The organism is Sphingomonas sp. PEI4 (assembly GCF_056679955.1).
Genome location: NZ_CM155258.1, coordinates 2261525 through 2286261 on the forward strand (window position 1 = coordinate 2261525; position 24737 = coordinate 2286261).

At 66.4% G+C, this 24737-nt stretch carries 27 protein-coding genes and 1 tRNA gene; 19 read left to right on the forward strand and 9 right to left on the reverse strand.

The window, feature by feature from the left end:
* Positions 1–220 precede the first annotated feature (220 nt).
* Entirely contained in the window at positions 221–745 is a 525-nt protein-coding gene (locus AC1MLZ_RS10360) for a J domain-containing protein (RefSeq protein WP_480958380.1), read from the reverse strand.
* Positions 746–868: 123 nt separating this feature from the next.
* On the opposite strand from AC1MLZ_RS10360, the gene AC1MLZ_RS10365 reads away from it, so the two are divergent.
* From AC1MLZ_RS10365 to AC1MLZ_RS10390, 6 genes are all read left to right on the forward strand, one after another.
* Positions 869–1156 (forward strand): BolA family protein, encoded by a 288-nt coding sequence (locus AC1MLZ_RS10365; RefSeq protein WP_480958381.1) that lies wholly within the window; start codon positions 869–871, stop codon positions 1154–1156.
* On the forward strand, positions 1156–1863 hold the full coding sequence (locus tag AC1MLZ_RS10370; protein ID WP_480958382.1) for a glutathione S-transferase: 708 nt from the start codon (positions 1156–1158) through the stop codon (positions 1861–1863). Before AC1MLZ_RS10365 ends, AC1MLZ_RS10370 begins: the two co-directional genes overlap by 1 nt.
* A gap of 135 nt (positions 1864–1998) precedes the next feature.
* Positions 1999–2448 (forward strand): NUDIX hydrolase, encoded by a 450-nt coding sequence (locus AC1MLZ_RS10375; RefSeq protein ID WP_480958383.1) that lies wholly within the window; start codon positions 1999–2001, stop codon positions 2446–2448.
* A gap of 4 nt (positions 2449–2452) precedes the next feature.
* Positions 2453–3352: a pirin family protein gene (locus tag AC1MLZ_RS10380; RefSeq protein ID WP_307087359.1), complete on the forward strand. Its 900-nt coding sequence runs from the start codon at positions 2453–2455 to the stop codon at positions 3350–3352.
* A 236-nt stretch (positions 3353–3588) separates the two neighbouring features.
* Positions 3589–4464 (forward strand): alpha/beta fold hydrolase, encoded by an 876-nt coding sequence (locus AC1MLZ_RS10385; protein ID WP_480958384.1) that lies wholly within the window; start codon positions 3589–3591, stop codon positions 4462–4464.
* A 366-nt stretch (positions 4465–4830) separates the two neighbouring features.
* Positions 4831–5310, forward strand: coding sequence for an RcnB family protein (locus AC1MLZ_RS10390; RefSeq protein WP_480958385.1), 480 nt, complete (start codon positions 4831–4833; stop codon positions 5308–5310).
* 116 nt (positions 5311–5426) lie between these two features.
* Here the strand turns inward: AC1MLZ_RS10390 and AC1MLZ_RS10395 are convergent, their stop codons facing one another.
* Both AC1MLZ_RS10395 and AC1MLZ_RS10400 read right to left on the reverse strand, forming a co-directional pair.
* Positions 5427–5606, reverse strand: coding sequence for a hypothetical protein (locus tag AC1MLZ_RS10395; RefSeq protein ID WP_480958386.1), 180 nt, complete (start codon positions 5604–5606; stop codon positions 5427–5429).
* Complete coding sequence (locus tag AC1MLZ_RS10400; protein WP_480958387.1) at positions 5606–6526, reverse strand: DUF2332 domain-containing protein; 921 nt, start codon at positions 6524–6526, stop codon at positions 5606–5608. The genes AC1MLZ_RS10395 and AC1MLZ_RS10400 overlap by 1 nt, the downstream gene beginning before the upstream one ends.
* Positions 6527–6572: 46 nt before the next feature.
* On the opposite strand from AC1MLZ_RS10400, the gene hisG reads away from it, so the two are divergent.
* From hisG to AC1MLZ_RS10455, 11 genes are all read left to right on the forward strand, one after another.
* A complete protein-coding gene (hisG, locus tag AC1MLZ_RS10405; RefSeq protein ID WP_480958388.1) occupies positions 6573–7241 on the forward strand; it encodes an ATP phosphoribosyltransferase in 669 nt (222 codons plus the stop codon).
* Between the two features lie 43 nt (positions 7242–7284).
* Positions 7285–8580 carry a histidinol dehydrogenase gene (hisD, locus tag AC1MLZ_RS10410; RefSeq protein WP_480958389.1) on the forward strand — a complete coding sequence of 432 codons (1296 nt, stop codon included), beginning with the start codon at positions 7285–7287 and terminating at the stop codon, positions 8578–8580.
* Positions 8581–8781: 201 nt separating this feature from the next.
* Positions 8782–9237 (forward strand): transcription antitermination factor NusB, encoded by a 456-nt coding sequence (gene nusB / locus AC1MLZ_RS10415; RefSeq protein WP_056488135.1) that lies wholly within the window; start codon positions 8782–8784, stop codon positions 9235–9237.
* Positions 9238–9351: 114 nt separating this feature from the next.
* Positions 9352–10245 (forward strand): thiamine-phosphate kinase, encoded by an 894-nt coding sequence (gene thiL / locus AC1MLZ_RS10420; RefSeq protein ID WP_480958390.1) that lies wholly within the window; start codon positions 9352–9354, stop codon positions 10243–10245.
* 91 nt (positions 10246–10336) lie between these two features.
* Positions 10337–12490: a sodium-translocating pyrophosphatase gene (locus AC1MLZ_RS10425; protein ID WP_480958391.1), complete on the forward strand. Its 2154-nt coding sequence runs from the start codon at positions 10337–10339 to the stop codon at positions 12488–12490.
* Positions 12491–12635: 145 nt separating this feature from the next.
* The gene (locus AC1MLZ_RS10430; RefSeq protein WP_480958392.1) at positions 12636–16058 is read left to right on the forward strand and encodes a class I SAM-dependent DNA methyltransferase; all 3423 of its coding nucleotides are present in this window, start codon (positions 12636–12638) and stop codon (positions 16056–16058) included.
* A gap of 183 nt (positions 16059–16241) precedes the next feature.
* Positions 16242–16460, forward strand: coding sequence for a translation initiation factor IF-1 (gene infA, locus AC1MLZ_RS10435; RefSeq protein WP_031441079.1), 219 nt, complete (start codon positions 16242–16244; stop codon positions 16458–16460).
* A 46-nt stretch (positions 16461–16506) separates the two neighbouring features.
* Entirely contained in the window at positions 16507–17085 is a 579-nt protein-coding gene (locus AC1MLZ_RS10440; protein ID WP_192238236.1) for a Maf family protein, read from the forward strand.
* Positions 17078–18025, forward strand: a complete 948-nt coding sequence (locus AC1MLZ_RS10445; RefSeq protein WP_480958393.1) for a ribonuclease — start codon at positions 17078–17080, stop codon at positions 18023–18025. Before AC1MLZ_RS10440 ends, AC1MLZ_RS10445 begins: the two co-directional genes overlap by 8 nt.
* The gene (locus tag AC1MLZ_RS10450) at positions 18022–18207 is read left to right on the forward strand and encodes a DNA gyrase inhibitor YacG (protein WP_480958394.1); all 186 of its coding nucleotides are present in this window, start codon (positions 18022–18024) and stop codon (positions 18205–18207) included. The genes AC1MLZ_RS10445 and AC1MLZ_RS10450 overlap by 4 nt, the downstream gene beginning before the upstream one ends.
* Positions 18208–18260: 53 nt before the next feature.
* Positions 18261–18336 (forward strand) — tRNA-Phe (locus AC1MLZ_RS10455).
* Between the two features lie 217 nt (positions 18337–18553).
* Here AC1MLZ_RS10455 and AC1MLZ_RS10460 read toward each other — a convergent pair.
* From AC1MLZ_RS10460 to AC1MLZ_RS10480, 5 genes are all read right to left on the reverse strand, one after another.
* Positions 18554–19621 (reverse strand): 5-(carboxyamino)imidazole ribonucleotide synthase, encoded by a 1068-nt coding sequence (locus AC1MLZ_RS10460; RefSeq protein ID WP_480958395.1) that lies wholly within the window; start codon positions 19619–19621, stop codon positions 18554–18556.
* A gap of 26 nt (positions 19622–19647) precedes the next feature.
* Positions 19648–20103 carry a 5-(carboxyamino)imidazole ribonucleotide mutase gene (gene purE, locus AC1MLZ_RS10465; protein ID WP_480961523.1) on the reverse strand — a complete coding sequence of 152 codons (456 nt, stop codon included), beginning with the start codon at positions 20101–20103 and terminating at the stop codon, positions 19648–19650.
* 214 nt (positions 20104–20317) lie between these two features.
* Positions 20318–21004, reverse strand: coding sequence for a 2,3-diphosphoglycerate-dependent phosphoglycerate mutase (gpmA, locus tag AC1MLZ_RS10470; RefSeq protein WP_480958396.1), 687 nt, complete (start codon positions 21002–21004; stop codon positions 20318–20320).
* 120 nt (positions 21005–21124) lie between these two features.
* Entirely contained in the window at positions 21125–22246 is a 1122-nt protein-coding gene (locus AC1MLZ_RS10475; protein ID WP_480958397.1) for a M14 family metallopeptidase, read from the reverse strand.
* Positions 22247–22275: 29 nt separating this feature from the next.
* Positions 22276–22902 (reverse strand): DUF4136 domain-containing protein, encoded by a 627-nt coding sequence (locus AC1MLZ_RS10480; RefSeq protein ID WP_480958398.1) that lies wholly within the window; start codon positions 22900–22902, stop codon positions 22276–22278.
* Between the two features lie 158 nt (positions 22903–23060).
* Between AC1MLZ_RS10480 and ykgO the strand changes: the two genes are divergently transcribed.
* Positions 23061–23186, forward strand: coding sequence for a type B 50S ribosomal protein L36 (gene ykgO / locus AC1MLZ_RS10485; RefSeq protein ID WP_003046794.1), 126 nt, complete (start codon positions 23061–23063; stop codon positions 23184–23186).
* 4 nt (positions 23187–23190) lie between these two features.
* The gene (locus AC1MLZ_RS10490) at positions 23191–23805 is read left to right on the forward strand and encodes an HAD-IA family hydrolase (protein WP_480961524.1); all 615 of its coding nucleotides are present in this window, start codon (positions 23191–23193) and stop codon (positions 23803–23805) included.
* A gap of 186 nt (positions 23806–23991) precedes the next feature.
* Here AC1MLZ_RS10490 and AC1MLZ_RS10495 read toward each other — a convergent pair whose 3' ends face one another.
* Positions 23992–24606, reverse strand: a complete 615-nt coding sequence (locus AC1MLZ_RS10495; RefSeq protein WP_480958399.1) for a L,D-transpeptidase family protein — start codon at positions 24604–24606, stop codon at positions 23992–23994.
* Positions 24607–24737: the final 131 nt, after the last annotated feature.

A 24737-nucleotide genomic window follows, 5' to 3' on the forward strand; every position in this document is an offset into this window, starting at 1 on the left:
GGATTGATCGGGCGATTGACCGGAAGAGTTAGACGAACTGCCGGGATAGCCGCGAGTTCCGGGACGCGCGTCGTGAAATATCGATCAGAGTAAGCATGCATCATATCACCCGACCGTCATCCCCGCGAAGGTTGGCATCCAGAGCCACGATCGATACCCTCCTTCGCCCTGATCCTGCGTCGAGCCCAGGATGACGGAGTGATGTCGGGCGACGGCGTGGTCAAGCGAACGCGGTGGCGCCCTTCAAATGCTGGTACGCCGCAATGACCTTCTGCAACTCCGCCTCATGCGCCCGATCGCCGCCGTTACGGTCGGGGTGATAACGGCGGACGAGTTCGCTGTAGCGCTTGCGTAGCGCCGCCCGGTCGGTATCCGTGCCGAGCCCTAGTACGCGCAACGATCGCCGTTCGCCATCCGAGAGCACCGGGCCATCCTTGCGCGCCGCCGCCGCCCGCTCGCCGAAGCGCGCGCCGATCGCATCGATCGGATCGGCGAAGTCCGCCCATTTCGGCGGTGTGTCGCCGCCGCCATGCGCGAACGCGCGCGTTTCGCGCTCCCAGCCTGCCATCGGTCGCTGCGCATGATGGATTTCGTCCGCAGTCATCCCGTCGAAAAAATTATACCCAGAGTTGAACGCACGGACATGCTCCAGGCAAAACCAGCGGAACTGCGGCGGTCCGCCGTCGCTAGGCCCTTCCAGCGGCGGCGCGCGGAATTCGCCGGGCTCCTCGCAGTCGCGCCACATGCAGACGCGTCCGGTCCCTTCCACGCGGCCGTGAAACCGTGGGCTGGGGCGTTCCTTGCGCTCTTTTCGATCCTCGTCCGCCACCGGCTCCCCGCGCTTTTCAAAACGGGCTATATAGGGTCGATGACAGACCTCGCCACCGGCTCCGTACAGGACCAGATCACCGCGCGCCTCACCACCGCGCTCGCCCCGACGCAGCTTACCGTCGTCAACGAGAGCGGGCTCCACGCCGGCCACATGGGCGACGACGGCACCGGCGAGACGCATTTTCGCGTCGACGTGGAAACGCCTGCATTCGAAGGACTTAATCGCGTCGCTCGCCAGCGGCTCGTGAACCAGGCGCTCGCCGAACTGTTGAGCACGAAGATTCACGCGCTCGCCATCAAGGCCCGGGCACCTGGGGAGATCTGATGGCGTACAAGCTCTGGTACTGGCCCTCGCTGCAGGGGCGCGGTGAGTTCGTCCGGCTCGCGCTCGAAGGCGCCGAGATCGCGTATGAGGATTGCGCGCGGACGGTCGGCGAGGAGGGCCTGATGGCCGATCTCAACGACCGCACCGGCCGTACGCCCTTCGCGCCGCCGTATCTGGAGTTCAACGGCCTGGTCATCGCGCAGGTCGCCAACATCCTGATGTACCTCGGCGAGCGCCACGGCCTCGCGCCGTCCAACATGGCGGACCGGCTGTGGCTCAACCAGTTGCAGCTGACGATCGCCGACCTCGTTGCGGAGGTTCACAACGTTCATCATCCGGTCGCGATGATGGACTATTACGACGACCAGAAGCCCGAAGCCGCGCGCGCCGCGAAGCAGTTTCGCGAGGACCGTATCCCCAAGTTCCTCGGCCATTTCGAGGATGCGGCGCAGGCAAATCCCGGCGACTGGCTGATCGATCACAAATGGACCTATTCCGATATCTCGCTGTTCCAGATCGTCGAGGGGCTGCGGTATATGTTTCCCAAGCGGATGAAGACGCTCGAGCCTGAGTATCCGAACCTTGTCCGCATCCATGACCAGGTCGCCGACCTGCCGGGGATCAAGGCTTATCTGAAAAGCGACCGCCGCCTCGCCTTTAATACCGACGGTATTTTCCGCCACTATCCCGAGCTGGATGCCGAATGAGCCGCTCTCGATCCTCTCCCGCCAGGGGGAGGGGGATCCCGCAGCGAGACGGAGGGGGCAGTAAGCGATGACCGCTGCTCCGTGTCCTCCCCCTCTGTTGCCTACCGCGCCACCCCTCCCTGGCGGGGAGGATCGATGAGCGACCGCACCCCTCGCCCAGCCGCGCGCATCCTGCTCGTCGACGGCGAAGGCCGCGTGCTGATGTTCCGCTTCACCCCCTCCGACCGCCCCCCGCTCTGGTGCACGCCGGGCGGCGCGGTCGACCCGGGCGAGAGCTACGCCGCCGCCGCCCGCCGCGAGCTCTGGGAGGAAGTCGGGCTCGACGTCGATTGTGGACCCGAGGTCGCGCAACGCACCATCGATTTCGTGACCTTCGATGGCGTCGAGGTCACCGCAGACGAACGCTATTTCCGGATCGACGTCGATACCTGCGAGGTGAAGGCGGGCAACCTCACCGAACAGGAGAAACAACTGCTCGTCGGTCACCGCTGGTTTTCCCGAAACGACATCGCGGGCCATGACGAAACGCTCTATCCAGCAGACCTGGTCGAGCTCCTCGACGCCTCGGAACCTGCCAAGGGATAACGCCATGCTCGACGATTTCGTCCTCCAGACCATCCTGCCGTCGACGCACGATCTCGGCGGGTTCAAGGTCCACCGCACGCTGCCGAACAAGGAGCGGACGATGGTCGGCCCGTTCCTGTTCTTCGATCAGATGGGCCCGGCACATCTCGAAATCGGGCAAGGCATCGACGTGCGCCCGCATCCGCATATCAACCTGTCGACCGTCACATACCTGTTCGACGGCGCGATCGATCACCGCGACTCGCTCGGCACGCAGGCGCGGATCGAGCCCGGCGCGGTCAATCTGATGACCGCGGGCCACGGCATCGTCCATTCCGAACGCTCGCCCGGCGACGAGCGGGCCGAGGGCCCGAACCTGTCGGGCATCCAGACCTGGCTGGCGATGCCCGAGGCGGTCGAGGAGATCGATCCGGCGTTCGAGCACGTCACCAAGGCGCAGCTGCCGACGATCGAGGCGCACGGCGCACGTTCGCGGATCATCATGGGGAGCCTCTGGGGCCAGACCGCACCGACGACGACCTATTCGGGGACGATCTACGCCGACATCGCGCTCGATCCCGGCGCGAGCGTGCCGATCGATGCGGCTGCCGAAGAGCGCGCGATCTACCTCGCGATGGGTGAGGCGACGCTGGAAGGCGTGAAGCTGGAGCCGCAGGTCCTGTACGTGCTGCGCCCCGGCATCTCGGCGACGCTGCGGTCCGCGCATGGTGGCCGCGCAATGTTGTGCGGCGGCGATGCGTTCACGACGCCGCGCCACGTCTGGTGGAACTTCGTCAGCTCGAACCGCGACCGTATCGAGCAGGCCAAGCGCGACTGGAATGCCGGCAACTTCCCCAAAGTGCCCGGCGACGAGAAGGAATGGATCGAAATTCCCGCGATTCCGAAAACGGTAAGCTATCCGTGATCTCTCCCCTCCCGCATGCGGGAGGGGGTAGGGGGTGGGCACGCGCTATCCACCAGCGATCCGTTTGAACTGGCGGCGAGCCCACCCCCTGCCCCTCCCGCATACGGGAGGGGAGAACCAGCGTCGGCTCCCTTGGCTTAGTTCGCTTGCGGGAGGGGTCGGGGGAGGGCATGATCCAAGCGCAGCGCGAACGGGCAGGCCCTCCCCTAACCCCTCCCGCAAGCGGGAGAGGAACAATGTCGGACCTGCAACGCATCGCGCTTTCCACCGGCGTCGAACTCGACGTCGCGATCAGCGGAGACCCGGCGAACCCGCCCGTCATCCTGCTGCACGGCTTCCCCGAATCGCACCGCACCTGGCGCGCCATCGCCCCCGACCTCGCCCGCGATCACTATGTCGTCGCCCCCGACCAGCGCGGCTTCGCGCGCTCCTCCAAACCCGAGGGAATCGACAACTACACCCCCGACAAGATCGTCGCAGACCTCATCGCGCTCGCCGATCACCTCGACATCGAGCGCTTCACGCTGGTCGGCCACGACTGGGGCGGCGCGGTCGCGTGGATGGCCGCGCTGCGCCACCCCGAGCGCGTCGCAAATCTCGTCATCATCAACGCCCCCCACCCGCTCGTCTTCCAGCGCACGATGTTCGACGATCTCGATCAGCGCGCCGCCAGCCAGTACATCCGCGCCTTCCGCAATCCCGATCTCGAACAGCACATTGAGGCGATCGGGCTCGAAACCTTCTTCGACACAAGTTTCTCGAAGCACGCAGATCTCGCCGCGATGGCCGAGGACAAGGCCGCCTATCTCGACGAATGGGGCCAGCCCGGCGCGATCACCGGCATGCTCAACTGGTACCGCGCGAGTGCGATCGTCGTCCCTGCAATGGACGAAACGCCCCCCCGCCCCGCCTTTCTCGACGCGCCGTTCCCGCCGACCGCCATGCCGGTACTGGTGATCTGGGGTATGCAGGACAGCGCGCTGTTGCCGAGCCAGCTCGACCTCGCCGCCTATGTCCCCGACCTCACGCTCGAAAAGATCGATGCGGGGCATTTCGTACCGTGGCAAAAGCCCGCCGCGGTAATCGCCGCGATGCGCCGCTGGGGAATCTGAGCGCCCTCTCGATCCTCCCCCGCCGGGGAGGTGGCGCCGAAGGCGTCGGAGGGAGATTTGAGCGCCATACACAGCCTATGCTCGGGCCACCAGCCGCCTCCCCCCGCAAGTCATCCCGGCGAAAGCTGGGATCTCCCCATTCGGGTCGCAGCACCCGCACCATGAGATCCCAGCTTTCGCTTGGATGACGGGTGGAGCTGGCGGGCCTGGCGGAGCGAGCGGCGCGGACGGCCAACGGCAGCGAACCACGAGCGAACCTTATTCACCTGTCTAGATCCTGACGACCCCATTCTGCGATCGTTCAGCGGCCCGGGGGCAAAACCCGCGTCATGCCGTTTGATCCGGCGTCGAAAAAGGAGAGCAGTCATGCGTAAGATCATCCTCGCGGCGGTTGCCGCCGCCACCCTCGTCCCGAGCTTCGCCACCGCGCAGAGCTATGGCGAAGTCCGCCGCGACCAGCGCGAAATCCGCGAGAGCCAGCGCGACCTCCAGCGCGCACGCCGTTACGGCGACCGCGGCGACGTCCGCGAAGCTCGCCGGGAACTGCGCGAAGACCGCCGCGAAGCGCGCGAGGACTGGCGCGATTATCGTCGCACGCACGCCAACGTGTATCGCCGCCCCGCCTATGTCGGCCCGCGCGGCTATCGCTATCGCCCGGTGACCGTCGGCTACCGCTTCGCGCCGAACTATTACGGCCGCCAATACTGGATCAACGATTACCAGACGTATCGCCTGTCGCGCCCGGCGTACGGCTATCAGCGCTGGGTCCGCTACGGTCGCGACGTCGTCCTCGTCGACACGCGCAACGGCCGCGTCGCGCAGGTCAACAACGGCTTCTTCTACTGAGTTTGGCGGGCCCTCCGTCACCCCGGACCAGTTCCGGGGTCCACCGTTCCGCCAACTCGGCGCTATCGGTGCGCGGAACGGTGGATGCCGGAACGGGTCCGGCATGACGGGGACCCTCAATCCTTCTCGTACGCGCCGCGCCGCATGACGTAATCGCGCGTCTCGTACGGGGGGGCGAGGCCCTCGACCCAGGCGCCATGTGCATGCGTCAGCGCGAGCAGTTCCATCGCCCGTTCGCCCGGCCAGCCGCGTACGCGCACCTCGTGGCGGTGCAGGTCGCGGTTGGGCTCCATCATCACCCAGCGAGCGGCCGCTCCGGCGTCGCCTGCGCGCCTGCCGCGTCCATCGCTTCCCGAATCCGCTCGCGCGTCGCCGGCGACAGATACTGCCACACGACCGAATGCATCAGCACGCGCGTGACGCCCTCCGGCTGCGGCTCGGCCAACCGCGCTTCGACCCAGTTGGCCGCATCGCCTTCGACTAGGTCGACGCCGCCCTGACGCACCATCGCGATCGCCGCCGCGAGCCGCGCCTGCCGCTCCACCGCATCGACCCAGACATACGCCTCAAGCCGAGTCCCCGCCGCCGGATCGAACAGGTCGAGCGGGCGGATATCGACACCGCGTGCCGACTCGATCTCGACCGCCACATCCGGCGGCGTCTCGCCCCGCCATTCGGGGCGGATCGTCACCGGCGAGTCGGCCAGCCCGACCTTCACGCCGCCGAGATCGAAGCGATAGCGGTCGATCAGCAGGTTCAGCCCGGCGCTCGATCCGATCTCCAGCACTTCGAACTTGGGGCCGTAGTGCCTTGCCAGATGGAGCAGCCCGGTCATCAGCCCCGCGGATCGCGCGGCTTCGTTCGTCTGCGGCGGACCGTCGAGCCACGGCAGCAACGCTGCGTCATGGGCGACCAGCGTCGCCTTCAACGTCGCGACGACGCGCGTCGGGTCGGTCTCCGCGCCGGCGAACACCGCGGAAAGCGCCGGATCCGTCCCGGCCCGGTGTAGCGCGTGCAAACCACCGACCAATCGCAACGCCAGCGCATCGGCGACCGGCTCGCCAGGCCAATCGAGGGTCCGCCGCCCCGTCTCGCTGTCACGATCGAGCGACGCCGCCAGCGCGGTGCAGACCCGCGCCGTGATCGGCGCATCCATCGCGCCGCAATAGCCCGCCTGGATGTCGAAGCATGCGCGGTTGCCCGGTTCATTTGTCATATGCAGGTTGTTGCACCCGCCCAGCCCCACCCGTAAAGCCCGGCGCGTGCCAGACTCCCAGATCATCATCGCCGTCCCCAAGGGACGTATCCTCGCCGAGGCCCTGCCGTTGCTCGCGCGCGCCGGGGTACATCCGGAGGCCGCGTTTTCGGACGAAAACAGCCGTGCGCTCCGGTTCGCGACCAACGATCCGGCAATCTCGCTGATCCGCGTACGCGCGTTCGACGTCGCCACCTTCGTCGCGCACGGTGCTGCGCAATTGGGGATCGTCGGGTCGGACGTGATCGCGGAGTTCGGCTATTCCGAACTGTACGCGCCGGTCGATCTGGGCATCGGTCACTGCCGGCTATCGGTCGCCGAGCCTGCCGAGATGGCGGCACAGGACGACCCACGCGGCTGGAGCCATGTTCGCGTCGCGACCAAATATCCGCACGTAACCGCGGCGCATTTCGCTGCACGGGGCGTGCAGGCGGAGTGCGTGAAACTCAACGGCGCGATGGAACTGGCGCCGACGCTGGGGTTGGCTCCACGGATCGTCGACCTCGTGTCGTCGGGGCGCACGCTGCTGGAGAATGGCCTCGTGGAAGTCGAGACGATCATGGAAGTCACCAGCCGCCTGGTAGTCAACCGCGCCGCGATGAAAACGCGCAGCCGGGTGGTCCCGCTGGTCGAGTCGTTCCGCCGCGCCGTCGAAGCGCAGGAGATCGCAGCATGATCGCGCTCTTCTGCGCCCCTTCCCGCATGCGGGAGGGGGGCAAGTGATCCGCCTCAACATTACCGACGCGGACTTCTCAACCCGCTTCACCGCGCTCGTCGAGGACCGTCGCGAAGCCGATGCGGGCGTCACGCAGGACGTTGCCGCGATCATCGCCTCGGTCCGTCGCGACGGCGAGACCGCGCTTCGCGACCTCACGCAGAAGCACGACCGCCACGACCTCGACACCACCGGCTGGCGGATCGACGCAGCCGCCTGCAAGGTCGCGTTCGACGCGCTCGATCCGGACCTGCGCACCGCGCTCGAACTCGCCGCCACCCGCATCCGCGCGTATCACGAGAAACAGCGCCCACTCGACAGCGACTCGGTCGACTCCGCGGGCGTGAGACTCGGCGCACGCTGGCTGCCCGTCGACGCCGCCGGCATCTATGTACCCGGCGGGCGCGCAGCCTACCCCTCGTCGCTGCTGATGAACGCGATCCCGGCCAAGGTCGCGGGCGTCGGCCGTCTCGCGATGGTCACGCCGACCCCGGATGGCCAGATCAACCCGCTGGTCCTCGCCGCCGCGCATCTCGCTGGCGTCGACGAAGTGTGGCGCGTCGGTGGCGCACAGGCCGTGGCCGCGCTGGCCTACGGCGCGGGTCGGATCGAGCCGGTCGATGTCATCACAGGCCCCGGCAACGCCTGGGTCGCCGAAGCCAAACGCCAAGTCTACGGCGTGGTCGGCATCGACATGGTCGCCGGGCCCTCCGAAATCGTCGTCGTGGCGGATGCGCTCAACGATCCCGAATGGACCGCCGCCGACCTGCTCAGCCAAGCGGAGCATGATACGACTACCCAATCTATCCTGTTCACGGACGACGCAGCCTTCGCCGACAAGGTCGCAGACGCGGTCGACCGCCAGCTACGCGACCTCGCCACAGAAGCCGTCGCCCGCGTCGCATGGGAGACCAACGGCGCCATCATCGTCGTCGACGCGCTGGCCGACGCGATCCCGTTGGTCGACCGCCTCGCTGCCGAACATCTCCAGCTGGCGATCCCCGATCCGCAAGGATTCTTCGACCGCATCCGCCATGCCGGCTCGGTGTTCCTCGGCCGCTACACGCCCGAGGCGATCGGCGATTACGTCGCCGGCCCGAACCACGTCCTCCCTACCGGCCGCCGGGCGCGTTTCGCCAGCGGGCTGTCGGTGCTCGACTTCATGAAGCGCACCAGCTTCCTGGCGTTGGACGAAGCGGCGTTGCGCGAACTCGGGCCGGCGACGGTTGCGCTCGCCAACGCCGAGGGACTGCCTGCACATGCGAAATCGGTGGCGCTGCGGTTGCGGCTCAACAGCTAGATTGTTCACGCGGAGGCGCGGAGACGCTGAGGTGTCGACCTTGCCGCGTAGCGGCCCTTCAATCACTAGCGGATGAAGAGATCGAAGCGGCTACGCCTCACGCAACATCTCCGCGTCTCCGCGTGAACCGACCTTCTTCCCGTCCCGCGTGAAACGCAAAGGGCTGACACACCGCCGCCCCGCGCCTACAGGCAACCGCTTATGACTCGAACCGCCCCCCGCACCAAGGCGCGTGCCGCCGCTCGCCTCGCCGCCGTCCAGGCCACCTACCAGCACGAGATGGAGGGCACCGCGATGCCCGTCCTGCTCAACGAATTCCACCAGCACCGGCTCGGCGCGACGATCGAAGACGTCGAATATGCCGAGGCGGACGTCGATTTCTTCGACGACCTGGTCACCGGCGCGAACGCGCGTGCCGGCGAGATAGACGTGTTGATCGAGGGCAAGCTCGCCAAGGGCTGGACGCTCGCCCGGCTCGACAAGCCGATGAAGGCGATCATCCGCGTCGGCACCTACGAGTTGCTCGCGCGCAAGGACGTGCCGGTCGCTGCGGTGATCAGCGAATATGTCGATGTCGCGCATGCGTTCTACGACAAGCGCGAGTCGGGGTTCGTGAACGGCCTGCTCGACGGTATCGCGAAAGAGGTGCGGGCCTGACTAATCCCCTCTCCCCATCGGGGAGAGGGTCGGGGTGAGGGGCTGCCAAGCAGTGCACCGCCTGGAACAGCCCCTCACCCCAGCCCTCTCCCCGGAGGGGAGAGGGAGCAGAGAATGACCGAAGCCGAGTTTATCGCCGCCCTTCGCAAACTCCCGCTCCACCCCGCAGCGCGCGGCCTCAACGACGACACCGCGCTGCTCGACGCAGGCCCGCTCGTCGTCACCACAGACACGTTGGTCGAAGGCGTGCACTTCCTCCCGAACGATCCTCCGCAGGACGTCGCGTGGAAGCTGGTCGCCACTAACCTCTCCGACCTCGCTGCCAAGGGCGCGAAGCCCGAAGGCGTCCTCCTCAACTACCCGCTCGGCGATGACGCGTGGGACCGCGCGTTCCTCGAAGGGCTTGGCGAAGTCCTGACTGCCTTGAACACACGCATCATCGGCGGCGATACCGTCACGCTCCCCGCGAGTGCGCCGCGCATCCTGACGGTGACCGCGTTCGGCAGCGCCGCCGCCGCCCCTCCCCGCAGCGGCGCGAAGGCTGGCGACGCGCTGTACGTGACCGGGACGATCGGCGACGCTGGCGCGGGTCTTGCAATCGCGCTCGGTGCGAACGGCCCCGCCGAACTGCTCGCCACCTATCGCCGTCCGCAGCCCCGATTGGCCGACGGCCGCATCCTGGCGCCGCACGTCCACGCGATGATGGACGTGTCCGATGGCCTGCTCATCGATGCGTCCCGAATGGCCTTCGCCAGTGGTCTCGCGGTAACGATCGACCTCGCCCGCGTCCCCCTCTCGGCCGCCTACCGCGCGTTCTCCGGCGACCGCCTCGCCGCAGCCACGGCAGGCGACGACTACCAACTCCTTTTCGCTGCACCGCAAGATTTCGTCACCGACGCCACCCGCATCGGCACGTTCTCGACCGGCTCAGGCCTTACCCTCCACGACTCCGGCACGCCCGTCCCGTTGCCGCCGAGTCTAGGCTATGAACACCGCCCAATCGAATAACTTGCGCAACACCCCCGCACTGATAGGCTCCCAACATCGGGACTCGGCAAAGCCGGGACCGGAGAGGACCTGACAAGAGGGACAGTGCCGTATGACGACCGTCTATTTGGCCATGATCTGCGGCGTCATCGCCGTCCTATATGGTTTCGTCACCAGTCGACAGGTGCTCGCCGCCTCCCCCGGCAACGAGAAGATGCAGGACATCGCCGCCGCCATCCAGGAGGGCGCGAAGGCCTATCTCGGGCGCCAATACACCACGATCGCGATCGTCGGAATCATCGTCGCGGCGATCCTTCTCTTCGCGCTCGGTATGATATCTACGATCGGCTTCGTCATCGGCGCGGTGCTGTCGGGCGTCGCGGGCTATGTCGGCATGAACATCTCGGTGCGCGCCAACGTCCGCACCGCGGAGGCTGCGCGCACGTCGTTGCAGGCCGGACTGACGATGGCGTTTCGATCGGGCGCGGTCACGGGCATGCTCGTGGCGGGTCTCGGCCTACTCGCGATCAGCGCGTTCTTCTGGTACCTCACCGGTCCCGCCGGCCATGCCCCGAACGACCGGATCATCGTCGAGGCGCTCACCGCGCTCGCGTTCGGCGCATCGCTGATCTCGATCTTCGCGCGATTGGGCGGCGGCATCTTCACCAAGGCGGCTGACGTCGGCGCGGATCTGGTCGGCAAGGTCGAGGCCGGCATCCCCGAGGACGACCCCCGCAACCCTGCCGTGATCGCGGATAACGTCGGCGATAACGTCGGCGACTGCGCGGGCATGGCCGCTGACTTGTTCGAGACGTATGTCGTCACCTTGGGCGTCACGATGATCTCGATCGCGCTGCTGATCCAGGCGAGCGGCGCCGAGCTGATGCGGCTGATGACGCTCCCGCTGCTCGTCGGCGGGGTGTGCATCGTCACCTCGATCATCGGCACCTACATGGTGCGGCTCGGCGGCGGCAGCATCATGGGGGCGCTCTACAAGGGCTTCTTCACCTCGACGATCCTGTCGATCCCCGCGATCTACCTCGCTACCCAATACGTGCTCGGTGACCTCCACCGCGTGATCGGCGGCGCCGGGTTCCTCGATCCTGCCACCGACGACCTGACAACGCAGGCCGCACCGTCGCTGACGCAGAGCTTCACCGGGATGGACCTGTTCTGGTCGATGATGATCGGGCTCGTCGTGACCGGGCTGATCGTGTGGATCACCGAATATTACACCGGCACCAACCACCGCCCGGTCAAGAGCATCGCCAAGGCGTCGGAGACCGGCCACGGCACCAACGTCATCCAGGGCCTGGCGATCAGCCTCGAATCCACCGCGCTACCGACATTGGTGATCGTCGTCGCGGTAATCGTCGCGTACCAGTTGGCGGGCATCATCGGCATCGCGTTTGCCGCGACCGCGATGCTCGCACAGGCCGGCATGGTCGTCGCGCTCGACGCCTATGGCCCGGTCACCGACAATGCCGGCGGCATCGCCGAGATGGCCGGCCTGCCCGACGACGTCCGCCAGAGAACGGACGCACTCGACGCGGTCGGCAACACCACAAAGGCGGTGACGAAGGGCTACGCGATCGGCTCGGCCGGCCTTGCCGCGCTGGTGCTGTTCGGGGCGTACACCACCGACCTCGCGACCTACTTCCCCGATGTCACGGTCGATTTCAGCCTCAGCAACCCGTACGTCATCGTCGGGCTCCTGCTCGGCGCATTGCTCCCTTACTTGTTCGGCGCGTTCGGGATGACCGCCGTCGGTCGCGCGGCAGGCGCAGTCGTCGAGGAAGTCCGCGAGCAGTTCCGCAACAACCCCGGCATCATGCTCGGCACCAGCCGCCCCGACTATGCGCGGACGGTGGACCTCGTCACGAAGGCGGCGATCCGCGAGATGATCGTCCCCTCGCTGCTGCCGGTGCTGTCGCCGCTCGCCGTATATTTCATCATCACCGCGGTCGCCGGACAGGCCGCCGGCTTCGCGTCGCTTGGCGCGATGTTGCTGGGCGTGATCGTCTCCGGGCTGTTCGTCGCGATCTCCATGACGAGCGGTGGCGGCGCATGGGACAACGCCAAGAAATATATCGAGGACGGCAACCACGGCGGCAAGGGGTCCGAGGCGCACAAGGCCGCGATCACCGGCGACACGGTGGGCGATCCCTACAAGGACACCGCCGGCCCCGCGGTGAACCCGATGATCAAGATCACCAACATCGTCGCGCTGCTGTTGCTGGCAGCCCTAGCTGGCAGCGGAGGCTGAGCAACAGCTCAGCAAGCGCGACTAACCAGCGGCGGAGCCAGCTGATCCGTTTCGGAGCAGACCCTGGCGGAACATTCGCGGATTGGCACAGAATCGCACCTACCTCCGCATGACGGCCGACTGATGGCACTTACTCTGCGACCGGATGAACACCCCGGTCGCAGCGTCTTCCGACGTCCCCTCTTCGACGGATATCGACACCTTCATCGCCCGCTGGCGGGCCAATGAAGGCGGCGCCGAGCGCGCCAACTTCCCGTTGTTCCTCACCGAACTCTGCCGGCTGATCGACGTGCCGGTGCCCGATCCCGCCGACGCGACGCACGACCGCAACGACTATGTCTTCGAACGCGCGGTCCGGCTGCAGGATCTGGGCGGTCTCCAGCGCAACGGCCGGATCGACCTGTATCGCCGAGGCAGCTTCGTGCTCGAAGCCAAGCAGAGTCGCGAACGCGGCGGCCCCAAGGAAGTCGCCGATTTCGATCAGGCGTCCCTGCCCGGCATCGCGCGCGCCGACGATGCCGACCGCCGCGGCCGGCGCAGCGCGCATCGGAGCTGGGATGTGCTCATGCGCAACGCTCGCGAACAGGCCGAGCAATATGCGCGCGCCCTCCCCACCGACCACGGCTGGCCGCCGTTCATCCTGGTCTGCGACGTCGGTCACGCGATCGAGCTGTTCGCCGACTTCTCCGGGCAGGGCAAGGCGTACCGGCAATTCCCCGATCGCGCCGGCTTCCGCCTGTATCTCGACGATTTGCACGACCCTGCGATCCGCGATCGTCTGCGAAAAATCTGGCTCGACCCACACGCGCTCGATCCTGCGCGTCACGCCGCGATCGTCACCCGCGACATCGCCCGCCGCCTCGCCGACGTCAGCAAGCGGCTCGAGGATCGCGGCCATGCCCCCGAACCGGTCGCGCATTTCCTGATGCGCTGCCTGTTCACGATGTTCGCGCAGCGCGCTGATCTGCTCGATCGCGGCAGTTTCACGCAGATGCTGACAGGCGCGCGCGACGATCCATCGAGCTTCGCACCGATGCTGGAGGATTTGTGGCAGGCGATGGACACCGGCGGCTATTCACTCGCGATGCGGTGCAAGGTCCGCCGCTTCAACGGCGGACTGTTCGCCGAGCGCACCGCGATCCCGCTGCGCCGCGAGGAGATCGGCGAACTGCTCGAGGCCTCGCGCCACGACTGGACCGAAGTCGAACCGGCGATCTTCGGCACGCTGCTCGAACAGGCGCTCGATCCGACCGAGCGGCGCAGGCTCGGCGCGCACTACACCCCGCGCGCCTATGTCGAGCGGCTCGTGATCGCGACGATCATCGAGCCGCTCCAGCGCGAATGGGAAACGCAGGTACTCGGCACGGTCGAGCGCGAGCGGCTGTCGCGTCCCACCGTCGCGATCCGCGCGGTGCATGATTTCCACGAACGCCTCGCCGCGACGACGGTACTCGATCCCGCGTGTGGGACAGGCAATTTCCTCTACGTCGCGCTCGAACTGATGAAGCGGCTGGAGGGCGACGTGCTCGAAGTGCTCGCCGATCTTGGTGGCCAGGAAGCACTCGCGCTGGAAACCGCGACCGTCCACCCACGCCACTTTCTCGGGCTCGAGCTGAACCCGCGTGCAGCAGCGATCGCCGAACTCGTGCTGTGGCTCGGCTATCTCCAATGGCAGTTGCGCAATCGCCGGACGATCGCCGACCCGGTGCTGGAGAAGCTGGATAATATCGCGACGATGGACGCGGTCCTGGCGCATGACGGTATCGCGGAAGATGGCACGCTGACGAAGCCGAGACAGCCCGTCTGGCCGGATGCGGATTATATCGTCGGCAACCCACCCTTCATCGGCAAGGGCTCGGCAATGCGCAACGCGCTGGGCGAACGCTATCTCACGGCGCTCTGGAAGGCACATCCGCAGATCAACAGGTCGGCCGATTTCGTGATGTACTGGTGGGATCGCGCCGCCGCCCGCCTGACCGAGACGGATACCCGGCTGAAGCGGTTCGGCTTCGTCACGACGAACTCGATCACGCAAGAGTTCAGCCGCCGCGTCATAACCCGACGGATCGTTGCCGCCTCGCCCGTCGGCATCGTCCTCGCGATCCCCGACCACCCCTGGACCAAGGCTACGACCGACGCCGCGGCGGTGCGGATCGCGATGACGGTGGTCGAATGTGGTACGCCGGTTGGGCAGCGCCTCCATATCGTCGCGGAACACGGGCTCGACGGCGACACGCCAATGCTCGGCTTCGTGACGACCAGCGGACGGATCAATGCAGACCTCTCGATCGGCGCCAATCCGGCGGCGGCTTTCGCGCTCACCGCCAACGACGGGCTGTCGTGCAACGGCATGATGCTCGCCGCGCGCGGGTTCGTGCTGACGGCGGCCGAAGCACGCCACCTGCTCGAAATCTCGCCTGCGGCGGCGACTGGCATCGTCAAACGCTATGTCGGCGGCGCAGATCTGGTCCGTCATCCGACTGATCGCTGGGTGATCGATGCGTACGGTCATGACGAAACGGCGCTGCGCACGACATTCCCGGCGATATACCAGCATCTGCTGATGACCGTGAAACCGGTGCGCAATGCCAATCGCCGCGCGGCGTTCAGGGATCGCTGGTGGCTTTTCGGCGAGCCGCGCCGCACGTTTCGCCCGGCATTGCACGGCCTGTCGCGCTATATCGGGACGACGGAGACCGCCAAGCACCGCATCCTGCAATTCCTGCCTGTAACGACGACGCCCGACCATATGGTCGTCTGCTTTGCGCTCGACGACGGGTTCTCGCTGGGCGTGCTGTCGTCGCGCGTGCATCTGCAATGGACCTATGCCAATTGCGGGCTGATCGGCGTCGCGCGGTTCGAGCAGGGGCATCGCTACACCAAGTCACGCATCATCGATCCGTTTCCGTTTCCCGATACGACGCCCGGTCAGCGCGATGCGATTCGCGTACTTGCAGAGGAACTCGATGCCGCGCGCAAGGACGTACTCGCCGAGCATCCCGACCTGACGATGACCGGCCTGTACAATCTGCTCTCGCGGCTTCGGTCGGGCGCTGCGTTCGACTCCGTCGCGCAGGACCAGCGGCAACGCGGCCGCGTCGATATCCTCGCGCAACTCCACGACCGGATCGATGCCGCCGTGACCGCAGCGTACGGATGGCCCGCCCAGATCGACGACACTGCGATCGTCACACGCCTCGTCGCGCTCAACGCCGAACGCCGTGTAGAGGAAAAAGCGGGCCGCGTCCGCTGGCTGCGCCCCGAATACCAGATCGCGCGCGTCGGGCTGGCCGCGCTGCCATTGCCGACACGCCCTGAGCAGATCGAGGCCGATCTGCCCCTTGCACCTGTTGGAAAACCGCAGTTCCCGCGTGACGCGATCGGCCAGACCGCCGCGGTGCTCGCCGATCTGCGCAGCGGCGCGGGCCTCACCAGCGACGAGATCGCACGCCGCTATGCGCAAGGGCAGAAAGTCCGCCCCCGGATTGCCGCGACGCTCGCCGCGCTTACCCGGCTTGGCCATGTCGCCGCCGACGGCGATCGCCACACGCTTCGCCGCGCAGCCTGAGCGCTCAAGCTGTTGTCCTGCCTATTGCCGAATCGTCTTTTTGCCGCATATCGGAGTGGCAGGCATAAGACGGCGTTCGTGAGTAACTTCGCGAGCGTTGCCCATTGCGCGTCCAGCTTTCCTTTTTCGCGAACCTGCGGTAAGGGCGCTCGTCCCGAAATTCCCCCAATTCAGAGATTATATTTGGCCAAGGAAGAACTGCTCGAGATGCGCGGCCGCGTGGTGGAACTCCTCCCCAACGCGATGTTCCGGGTTCAGCTCGAAAACGACCACGAGATTCTCGGTCATACCGCCGGCAAGATGCGCAAGAATCGCATCCGCGTGCTGGTCGGCGACGAGGTGCTGTGCGAACTCACGCCGTACGATCTGACCAAGGGTCGTATCACCTACCGCTTCAAATAAGCCCGTGGGCGCTCCGGCGCCCGCCGCTTGCTGTTACGAGGCACCAATGGTGGTCCCAGCACTGGTATTAGCCTCTTCCTCGCCCCGCCGCCGCGACCTGCTCGCACGGCTCGGCGTCGTGCCGTCGCGCGTGGAATCTCCCGACATCGACGAAAGCCCGCGCAAGGCCGAGCCGCCCCGCGCCTACGCGCTGCGGTTGGCCGTTGAGAAGGCCAGCGCCGTCGCGCGCGCGGAGGGCGAGATCGTGCTCGCCGGCGACACGACGATCGCGCTCGGCAGCCGTATCCTGCCCCCCGCCGACACTTTGGAAATCCAGCGCGATCTGCTCGGCAAGCTGTCGGGCCGGCGCCACCATTGCCTGTCCGCGGTCTGCGTGATCGACGCGACCGGCAAGGTCCGCACCCGGATCGCCGACACGATCGTCGCGTTCAAGCCGCTCTCGCCTGCCGAGATCGACGATTATCTCGCGTGCGGCGAAGGACTCGGCAAGGCGGGCGGATATGCGATTCAGGGCCGCGCGGAGGCGTTCGTGCGCTTCCTGTCGGGCAGCCATTCGGGCGTCGTCGGCTTGCCGCTGTTCGAAACGCGCGCGCTGTTGAAGACCGCAGGCGTCGCGCTTGCCTGAGTGGCTTTACGAAGCTGGTATCGGCGAAGCGCGCGCCGCGCTGGTGGACAACGACCATATTCTCGAAGCCGCGATCGAACTCGACACCGACGGACTGAGGGTCGGACTCATCGGCCGCGGGCGGCTGGTTGAACTCTTACCCGGTCGTCGTGGCCGCGTGGCGCTCGATGGCGGCGAGGCGTTGATCAACCATCTCCCCGCCGGCGTTACGCAGGGCGCCAGCCTCACCGCCGAGATCGTCCGCGAAGCGCTCCCCGAAGCGGGCCGTGCGAAGCTCGCCAAGGCGGTTCCTACAGACCAGCCCCCCTGCCCCGCTCCGACGCTGTACGAGCGCCTCGTCGCGGCCGGCCTGCCCGTCCGCAGCCCCCGCTCGCACGAGCCTGATGCATTGGAAGCGGCAGGCTGGTCCGAACTGCTCGACGAGGCTGTGAGCGGCGAGATAGTCTTCCCACTCGGCGTGTTGCGGCTGTCTCCGACCCCGGCGATGACGCTGTTCGACGTCGACGGGGCGCCGCCACTCGACGCACTCGCAATCGCCGCCGCACATGCCGTGGCGCGGGCAATTCGGCGACACGGCATCGGTGGCTCGATCGGCATCGATTTCCCGACCATCGCCGGCAAGGCGCAGCGCAACGCCGTTGCCGCCGCGATCGACGAATCGCTGCCGCAACCGTTCGAACGCACGGCGATGAACGGCTTCGGCTTCCTCCAGATCGTCCGCGCGCGTCCGCGTGCATCGATCCCCGAGATCCTTCGCGCAGATTCGGTCGGCGCAATGGCTCGCGCGGCGCTCCGCACGCTCGAACGCACGCCGCCGACCGCCTCGCGCCGTCACACCCTGCCTGCAGCCGTCCATGCACGTCTCGTGGCGCGCCCAGACTGGCTCGCGGAACTCGCGCGCCGCACGGGCGTCGTCCACGAACTGGAGAGCGCCCGATGACCCCCACAGCCCCGACCGTCAAATGCCCGATCTGCGACCAGCCTGCGGTGCCCGAATACAAGCCGTTCTGCTCGAGCCGCCACCGCGACCGCGACCTGTTGCAGTGGCTTGGCGAAGGCTATCGCATTCCCGGCCGGGCAATCTCGCAAACGGGGCTGGACAGCGCCGAAGACCCCGACTAAACGCGCCCTTCCGATCGCAAGGTCGGACGCTTCTCCGGTCCCAGACCGGACGTGCCCGGATAGCTCAGTTGGTAGAGCATGCGACTGAAAATCGCAGTGTCGGCGGTTCGACCCCGTCTCCGGGCACCATTTTTTCCCACTCCCGTTCGTGCTGAGTAGAGGCCGAGTAGCTGCGCCAGCAGCGTATCGAGGGCGCGTATCGAAGCATGGGTTCTGCGCGCCAACCTGTCCTTCGATACGCCGTCTCGATACGCCGCCTACGGCGACTACTCGACGGCTACTCAGGACGAACAGGGGGAGCCACTTGAGACGAGTGGTGCGGAGTCCAAACCGCGATCAAGTTCGGTTAGCGAACTATCCGCGTGACGTGACCCATCTTCCGGCCGGGTCGAGCAGTACCCTTGCCGTAGAGGTGGAGATGCGCACCTGACTCGGCCAGCAGCTCCGCCCAACGGTCCGCATCGTCACCGATCAAATTCTCCATCGTCGTTTCACGTCCGGTCAGCGTCGTCGCGCCGAGCGGCAGGCCGCAGATCGCGCGGATGTGGTTTTCGAATTGCGAGCATTCGGCGCCTTCGATCGTCCAATGGCCGGAATTGTGCACGCGGGGGGCCATCTCGTTGAAGACCGGGCCGTCGGCACCGACGAAGAATTCGCACGCCAGCACGCCGACATAGTCGAGCTCGGTAGCGATCCGTTCGGCGAGCGCTGCGGCTTCGTCTGCTTGTGCCAGCACTGCCGCCGGTGCGGGGACGGTCGAGTGGCGGAGGATCGCGTCGCGGTGGACGTTGAGCGGCGAATCGTAGCGCGCGATGCTGCCGTCGAGGCCGCGGGCGATCAGGATCGAGAACTCGTGCTCGAACGGCACGAACGCTTCGAGCACCGCGGGGCCGCCGATGGTGTCCCAGGCAGCCTGCGCGCCGTCGGGCGTGTCGATCTTGACCTGCCCCTTGCCGTCATAGCCGAAGCGCGCGGTCTTCAGGATGGCGGGGGTGCCGACTGCCTTCAGGCCCGCTTGCAGGCTTTCGAGGCTGTCGACCGCCGCCCAAGGTGCCGGACGCCCACCGACGCTCTCTACGAAGCGTTTCTCGCCGATCCGCTCCTGCGCCACGCGGAGGGCGCGCGGGCTGGGATGGACGGGAACGCGGTCCGCGAGCCATTCGACCGGCTCGACGTCGATGTTCTCGAACTCGTAGGTCACGACGTCGCAGGCGTCGGCGAAGTCGGCGAGGACGATGCGGTTGTGATAGTCGGCGCGAGTCATGGTCGAGGCGGACTGTGCGGCGACGCTCTCCTGGTCGGGCGCGAGGACGTGGGTGTGATAGCCGAGCTGGGCCGCAGCGGTCGCGAGCATGCGGCCGAGCTGACCTCCACCGAGGATGCCGATGGTCGATCCGGGGGGAAGCGGCGTCATGTCTCGGCGTCCTTCAGGCTATTAGGTCAGGTGGGGTCGGTGGCGACGGCGTCGGTCTGTGCGGCACGCCAGGCCTTCAGGCGCTCGGCGAGCGCATCGTCTGAGGTAGCGAGGATCGCGGCCGCCAGAAGCCCGGCGTTGATCGCGCCGGGCTTGCCGATCGCCAGCGTGCCGACCGGGATGCCGCCGGGCATCTGGACGATCGAGAGCAGGCTATCCATGCCCTTGAGCGCCTTCGATTCGACGGGGACGCCGAGCACCGGGAGATGCGTCATCGACGCCGCCATGCCGGGCAGGTGCGCCGCGCCGCCTGCGCCCGCGATCACGACTTTAAGGCCGCGATCGGCGGCCGTGGTCGCGTAGTCGTAGAGGCGTTGGGGGGTGCGGTGCGCGGAGACGACCTTGGTCTCGTAGGCGACGTCGAGCGCGTCGAGCGTCTCGGCGGCGTGGCGCATCGTCTCCCAATCGGAGGTGCTGCCCATGATGATGCCGACTAGAGCCACGATCGCCCCCTGGTTCAAGGAGCGCCGTGCCTAGCGACGTGGGGGGGCTAGGGCAATGTTTTGGTGTACCCGTACGGTTCGCCTGGGCTGCGGCCCCATACTGTTCCCCCGCGGAGGCGGGGGTCCAGGGTCACGAACGGTATCGTCCGTAATCCTAGGCTCCCGCTTTCGCGGGAGAACAAGAGGGGCAGTGTCAGCGTTCGCTGAGGTAATAGCGGTCGGTCGCGTTCAGGTCCGCATCCAGTTCATAGACGATCGGCTGGCCGGTCGGGATCTCGAGGCTGGTGATCTCGTCATCGGGAATGTTCGACAGGTGCTTGACCAACGCGCGGAGCGAGTTGCCGTGCGCGGAGATCAGGATGCGCTGGCCGTCCTTCAGCGCGGGGGCGATGCGCTCGTCCCAATAGGGGAGGACGCGGGCGATCGTGTCCTTGAGACTCTCGGTCTTCGGGATCGCAATACCGTCGTAGCGTCGGTCCTTCGACAGGTCGAACGCGCTGTCATCGTCCAACACGGGGGGCGGGACGTCGAAGCTGCGGCGCCAGATATGGACCTGCGCGTCGCCGTGCTTGGCCGCGGTCTCGGCCTTGTCGAGGCCGGTGAGGCCGCCGTAATGCCGCTCGTTTAGGCGCCAGTCCTTCTCGACCGGGAGCCAGAGGCGACCCATCGCCTCCAGCGCGATGTTGAGGGTCTTGATCGCGCGGGTCTGGAGACTGACGAAGGTCTGGTCGAAGTCGAGGCCCTTGGCGGCCATCAGCTCGCCCGCGGCCTTGGCCTCCGCCTCGCCCTTCGCAGTCATGTCGACGTCCCACCAGCCGGTGAAGCGGTTCTCTAGGTTCCAGGTGGACTGGCCGTGGCGGATCAGGACTAGGGTCGGCATTCGGGCTCCTGGGATGGCGGGGCTGAACAGGGTTCAAAGGTTATGATAAGGTTAGGCCTACGCACGATCCGCAAGGCTTGAACCCAAGCCCTTAAACCATGCCAAGCTCTTGTAATCAGGCTATATATCGTCGATCATGTCGGCGAGCGTTTCCAGCATCGCATGCGCGAGCTGCTTCGAACGCTCGGGCGACCAGCCGAACTCGGCGTCGGGGTTCGCGTCGTGATCCTTGAACGGCATCTCCAGCGTCATCGACACCGCGCCGAACCGCTCCGCGACCTGGTTGGTCGACATCGACAGGTTCGCCGAGCCCGGTGCGGACTTGGGATAGCCCTTCTCGGTCTGGAAATCGGGCGTATGCGCCGCCAGTCGCCGGCCGTATTCGTAGAATTTTTCCCCCTGCGCGTCGGTCCAGGAGGCGATGCCTTCGAAGCCTGCGATGAAGTTCGCGGGGATCGCCTCGTCGCCGTGGATGTCCATCGCGACGTGGACGCCGGTCTGGTCCATGGCGTTGCGGACACACAGGACTTCGGGGCTCTTCTCAAGCGTCGGCGTGTTCCATTCGCGGTTGAGGTTCACGCCGGCCGCATTGGTGCGCAGATGACCGCGCCGCGTCCCGTCCGGGTTCATGTTGGGGACGACGTTGAAGGTCGCCTTCGCCAGCAGGTCCGCCGTGATCGGATCGGCCGAATCGGTGAGACGCTCCAGCGCGCCTTCCATCCACCATTCGGTCATCGATTCGCCGGGATGCTGGCGACCGTAGATCCAGACCTGCTTCGGCCCGGATCCGATCGTGAAGCAATCGATCGCCTGCCCGTCGAGCGACTGGCCGAGTTCGCGGTGCGCGACACCCGGCAGCAACGCGGTTCGCGCCACCAGCGCCTCGTGCATTTCCATTGTGTAGGGTGCGAAATACGCGAACCAGGCGAGATCGGTGTCGGCGGTGAACTCGAATTCGAGCATACCACCATCATAGCGAGTCTCGATCATCCGCCACGCCTGGCGATCGGTGCTGGCGCGCGTCTTGTAGCCCGGCCAGCCGAAGGGATAGGCCGACTTTCCCGCATTCAGGATGCGGTAAGTCAGCGTGCGGCCAGCCGCCCCCGCCACGCGGAAGTAGAACCACTGGAAGAAGTCGGACTGGAAATCGGTGACGATCTCCAGGTCGATTCGATCTCCTTCGATGGCGACAACACGGATGTTGCCGCCATCGAAGGCTGCGTTGATGGTGACGGGGGTCATGGTGTTTGCGTTCGCTTCTCTTGGGGCGTTCATTTCACCTGGATAGTGCGACCGGACTCGCCGGGGAACCCCATGAACAGCGCGCGGGCGAGCTTGCCGGCCTGGATATCGGTCGTCGCATCCTCCTTGCGAGCGTCGGCGAAGGTCTGCGCGCGGCCTTCCCAGACGGGCGACTGGTCGGCGTTGCGCTTGATCGTCACCGACAGTTCAGAGACGAGGATCGCGGTGCTCCCGCCGCCCCCGATCGGGAAGCCGACCCCGCCGCCGAGCCCGACGCCGCCGCCACCACCGCGACGACCGCCGCCGCCGCTGAAGCCGCCGCCACCAATGCCGATGCTGATCGGCGACCGCTTGGGCGGGCCGGCCTGCGTGGTGCGGGTAAAGCCTACGGTCGCGACCAGAAGCGGCTTCGCGCCGGGTGCGGGGACGCTGTAGCCAGCCTGGAGTAGCTGGCCCTGCACGGCCGCTGCATAGGTCTTGAACTCAATGCTGGCCGGACCGCCGCCGGTCATCGGCTGGACGGCGATGGTGCCGCGGTCGATCGGCTCGCCGAGATGATAGCGCAGCACCTCGGTCGGCGGCAGCGACGGGCCGGTCGCGCACGCGGTGAGGGATGCGCCTGCCAGCGCCAGGACGAGAATCGAACGAACCGCCATCGGGGACTTCCTTAGAATGTTGCGCTATAGTAACGCTCTGACCAGCCGAGTGGGTTCCCGGATGGCGCGAGCGTGTCCGTTGCTTGACTTGGACACACCCCGCCATTAGGCGATCCCGTCTTTCCGCACACCTAGATTTGAAAAGAAGCGAATCGATCATGAAGATCCGCAATTCCCTGAAGTCGCTCAAGGATCGTCACCGCGATAACCGCGTGATCCGTCGTCGTGGCCGTACCTACGTCATCAACAAGACCAACCGTCGCTTCAAGGCACGCCAGGGCTAACCCCCTGAAGACCGCCGTCATTTTCGACGTCGGTCGTGTCCTGTACGACTGGGATCCGCGGATCCTGTACGAGCGCCTGATCGACGACGATCGGGCGCTCGACGCGTTCCTGCGTGACGTCGTCACTATCGACTGGCACTACCAGCACGACGCTGGCCGCGACTTCGCCGACACATCGGCGGAGCTGGTGGCGTTGCATCCGCATCATGCCGACTTGATCGCTGCCTGGGGGCCGCGTTTCAACGAGAGCATTGGCGCGCGAATCGCTGGGATGCAGGAGATCGTCGAAGAACTGGACGCGGCCGGCGTGCCGCTGTTCGCGATCACGAACTTCAGCCACGAGTTCTGGCCACCCTTCCGCATGCGTGAAGCGCATCTGTTCGACCGGTTCCGCGACGTGGTCGTTTCGGGCGAGGAGAAGATGGTGAAGCCGAATGCGGCGATCTATCGGCTGGCACTGGAGCGATTCGGGTTGGCGGCGGCGGATGCTGTGTTCGTCGATGATAATGCGGCGAACGTGGCGGCGGCGCGGGCGTTGGGGATCGAATCGGTGCTGTTTACGGATGCCGCGGGTTTTCGCGCGCGGTTGGTCGAGCTTGGGCTCCTGATCGCGGCTTAGCGCGCGTCACCCCGAGCTTCAGCCGCGGGCCGCCTGCAAACAATACCGTCGTCATTCCCGCGCAGGCGGGAACCCATACTGGCAGGCTTAGCGGCATGCTCGCGACCGTTTGAGGTTATGGGTCCCCGCCTCCGCGGGGATGACGGTCGGGTAGCCGATCAGGCGAGATAGCCGCCTATCGCTGGGTCACTGCTCCAGCGAGATCGACTGCCGCAGGTTCGCCACCGCGGTCTCCTGATCCGCAACTGGCGCCTCCGGGACCGCTCCACCCTCGAAATCATCGGTCACCGTCACGGTCGTCCCCAGCGTAGTCACGCCAAACAACTGTTTCGCAAAGCCGAGCGGCACGCGGATGCAGCCGTGCGACGCGGGGAAGCCCGGGTTCCGCCCCGCATGGATCGCGATGCCGTCCCAGGTCAGCCGCTGCATGAACGGCATCGACGCATCATCGTACAGGCTGGACTTGTGGACCGCATTCTTCTGAAGGATCGGATAGGTGCCGACCGGCGTATCCTTGCCATCCTTGCCGCTGGATATCGTAGTGGCCGCGATCATCGTCGACCCACGATAGACGAACGCACGCTGTTCCAGCAGGCTGATGACGATGCTCACCGACTCGGTGGAGCCATTGTCCTTCCAGACGAACTGGTTGGGCGAGAGTTCGGTCGCGGCCTGCTCGATGGGCATCGCGGCAATAGCAGCGGCCGACGCAGCCTGCGCGGGATCTGCGCCCGCCAACACGGCGAAGGTCAGCCCCATTGCCGTAACAGACCGCACCATCCTGCTTGCCATCTTGCTCATCGTCCCGTCCGCCTTCGAGTCTCGGTATTTTCGCCCAACGCGCGATTCTCCGAAACGTGCCGTCGAACGACTGAGTCGACGAACCGACCCCAAGCCGGGGTAGTTGGAGGGAACGGACCCACAACCAGTGG

Bases quoted from the DNA above. Each gene is read 5' to 3' on its own strand.
- AC1MLZ_RS10360 (WP_480958380.1), bottom strand. From the start codon at position 745: ATGTGGCGCGACTGCGAGGAGCCCGGCGAATTCCGCGCGCCGCCGCTG.
- AC1MLZ_RS10365 (WP_480958381.1), top strand. From the start codon at position 869: ATGACAGACCTCGCCACCGGCTCCGTACAGGACCAGATCACCGCGCGC.
- AC1MLZ_RS10370 (WP_480958382.1), top strand. From the start codon at position 1,156: ATGGCGTACAAGCTCTGGTACTGGCCCTCGCTGCAGGGGCGCGGTGAG.
- AC1MLZ_RS10375 (WP_480958383.1), top strand. From the start codon at position 1,999: ATGAGCGACCGCACCCCTCGCCCAGCCGCGCGCATCCTGCTCGTCGAC.
- AC1MLZ_RS10380 (WP_307087359.1), top strand. From the start codon at position 2,453: ATGCTCGACGATTTCGTCCTCCAGACCATCCTGCCGTCGACGCACGAT.
- AC1MLZ_RS10385 (WP_480958384.1), top strand. From the start codon at position 3,589: ATGTCGGACCTGCAACGCATCGCGCTTTCCACCGGCGTCGAACTCGAC.
- AC1MLZ_RS10390 (WP_480958385.1), top strand. From the start codon at position 4,831: ATGCGTAAGATCATCCTCGCGGCGGTTGCCGCCGCCACCCTCGTCCCG.
- AC1MLZ_RS10395 (WP_480958386.1), bottom strand. From the start codon at position 5,606: ATGATGGAGCCCAACCGCGACCTGCACCGCCACGAGGTGCGCGTACGC.
- AC1MLZ_RS10400 (WP_480958387.1), bottom strand. From the start codon at position 6,526: ATGACAAATGAACCGGGCAACCGCGCATGCTTCGACATCCAGGCGGGC.
- nusB (WP_056488135.1), top strand. From the start codon at position 8,782: ATGACTCGAACCGCCCCCCGCACCAAGGCGCGTGCCGCCGCTCGCCTC.
- thiL (WP_480958390.1), top strand. From the start codon at position 9,352: ATGACCGAAGCCGAGTTTATCGCCGCCCTTCGCAAACTCCCGCTCCAC.
- AC1MLZ_RS10425 (WP_480958391.1), top strand. From the start codon at position 10,337: ATGACGACCGTCTATTTGGCCATGATCTGCGGCGTCATCGCCGTCCTA.
- AC1MLZ_RS10430 (WP_480958392.1), top strand. From the start codon at position 12,636: ATGAACACCCCGGTCGCAGCGTCTTCCGACGTCCCCTCTTCGACGGAT.
- AC1MLZ_RS10440 (WP_192238236.1), top strand. From the start codon at position 16,507: ATGGTGGTCCCAGCACTGGTATTAGCCTCTTCCTCGCCCCGCCGCCGC.
- AC1MLZ_RS10450 (WP_480958394.1), top strand. From the start codon at position 18,022: ATGACCCCCACAGCCCCGACCGTCAAATGCCCGATCTGCGACCAGCCT.
- AC1MLZ_RS10460 (WP_480958395.1), bottom strand. From the start codon at position 19,621: ATGACGCCGCTTCCCCCCGGATCGACCATCGGCATCCTCGGTGGAGGT.
- purE (WP_480961523.1), bottom strand. From the start codon at position 20,103: ATGGGCAGCACCTCCGATTGGGAGACGATGCGCCACGCCGCCGAGACG.
- gpmA (WP_480958396.1), bottom strand. From the start codon at position 21,004: ATGCCGACCCTAGTCCTGATCCGCCACGGCCAGTCCACCTGGAACCTA.
- AC1MLZ_RS10475 (WP_480958397.1), bottom strand. From the start codon at position 22,246: ATGACCCCCGTCACCATCAACGCAGCCTTCGATGGCGGCAACATCCGT.
- AC1MLZ_RS10480 (WP_480958398.1), bottom strand. From the start codon at position 22,902: ATGGCGGTTCGTTCGATTCTCGTCCTGGCGCTGGCAGGCGCATCCCTC.
- ykgO (WP_003046794.1), top strand. From the start codon at position 23,061: ATGAAGATCCGCAATTCCCTGAAGTCGCTCAAGGATCGTCACCGCGAT.
- AC1MLZ_RS10495 (WP_480958399.1), bottom strand. From the start codon at position 24,606: ATGAGCAAGATGGCAAGCAGGATGGTGCGGTCTGTTACGGCAATGGGG.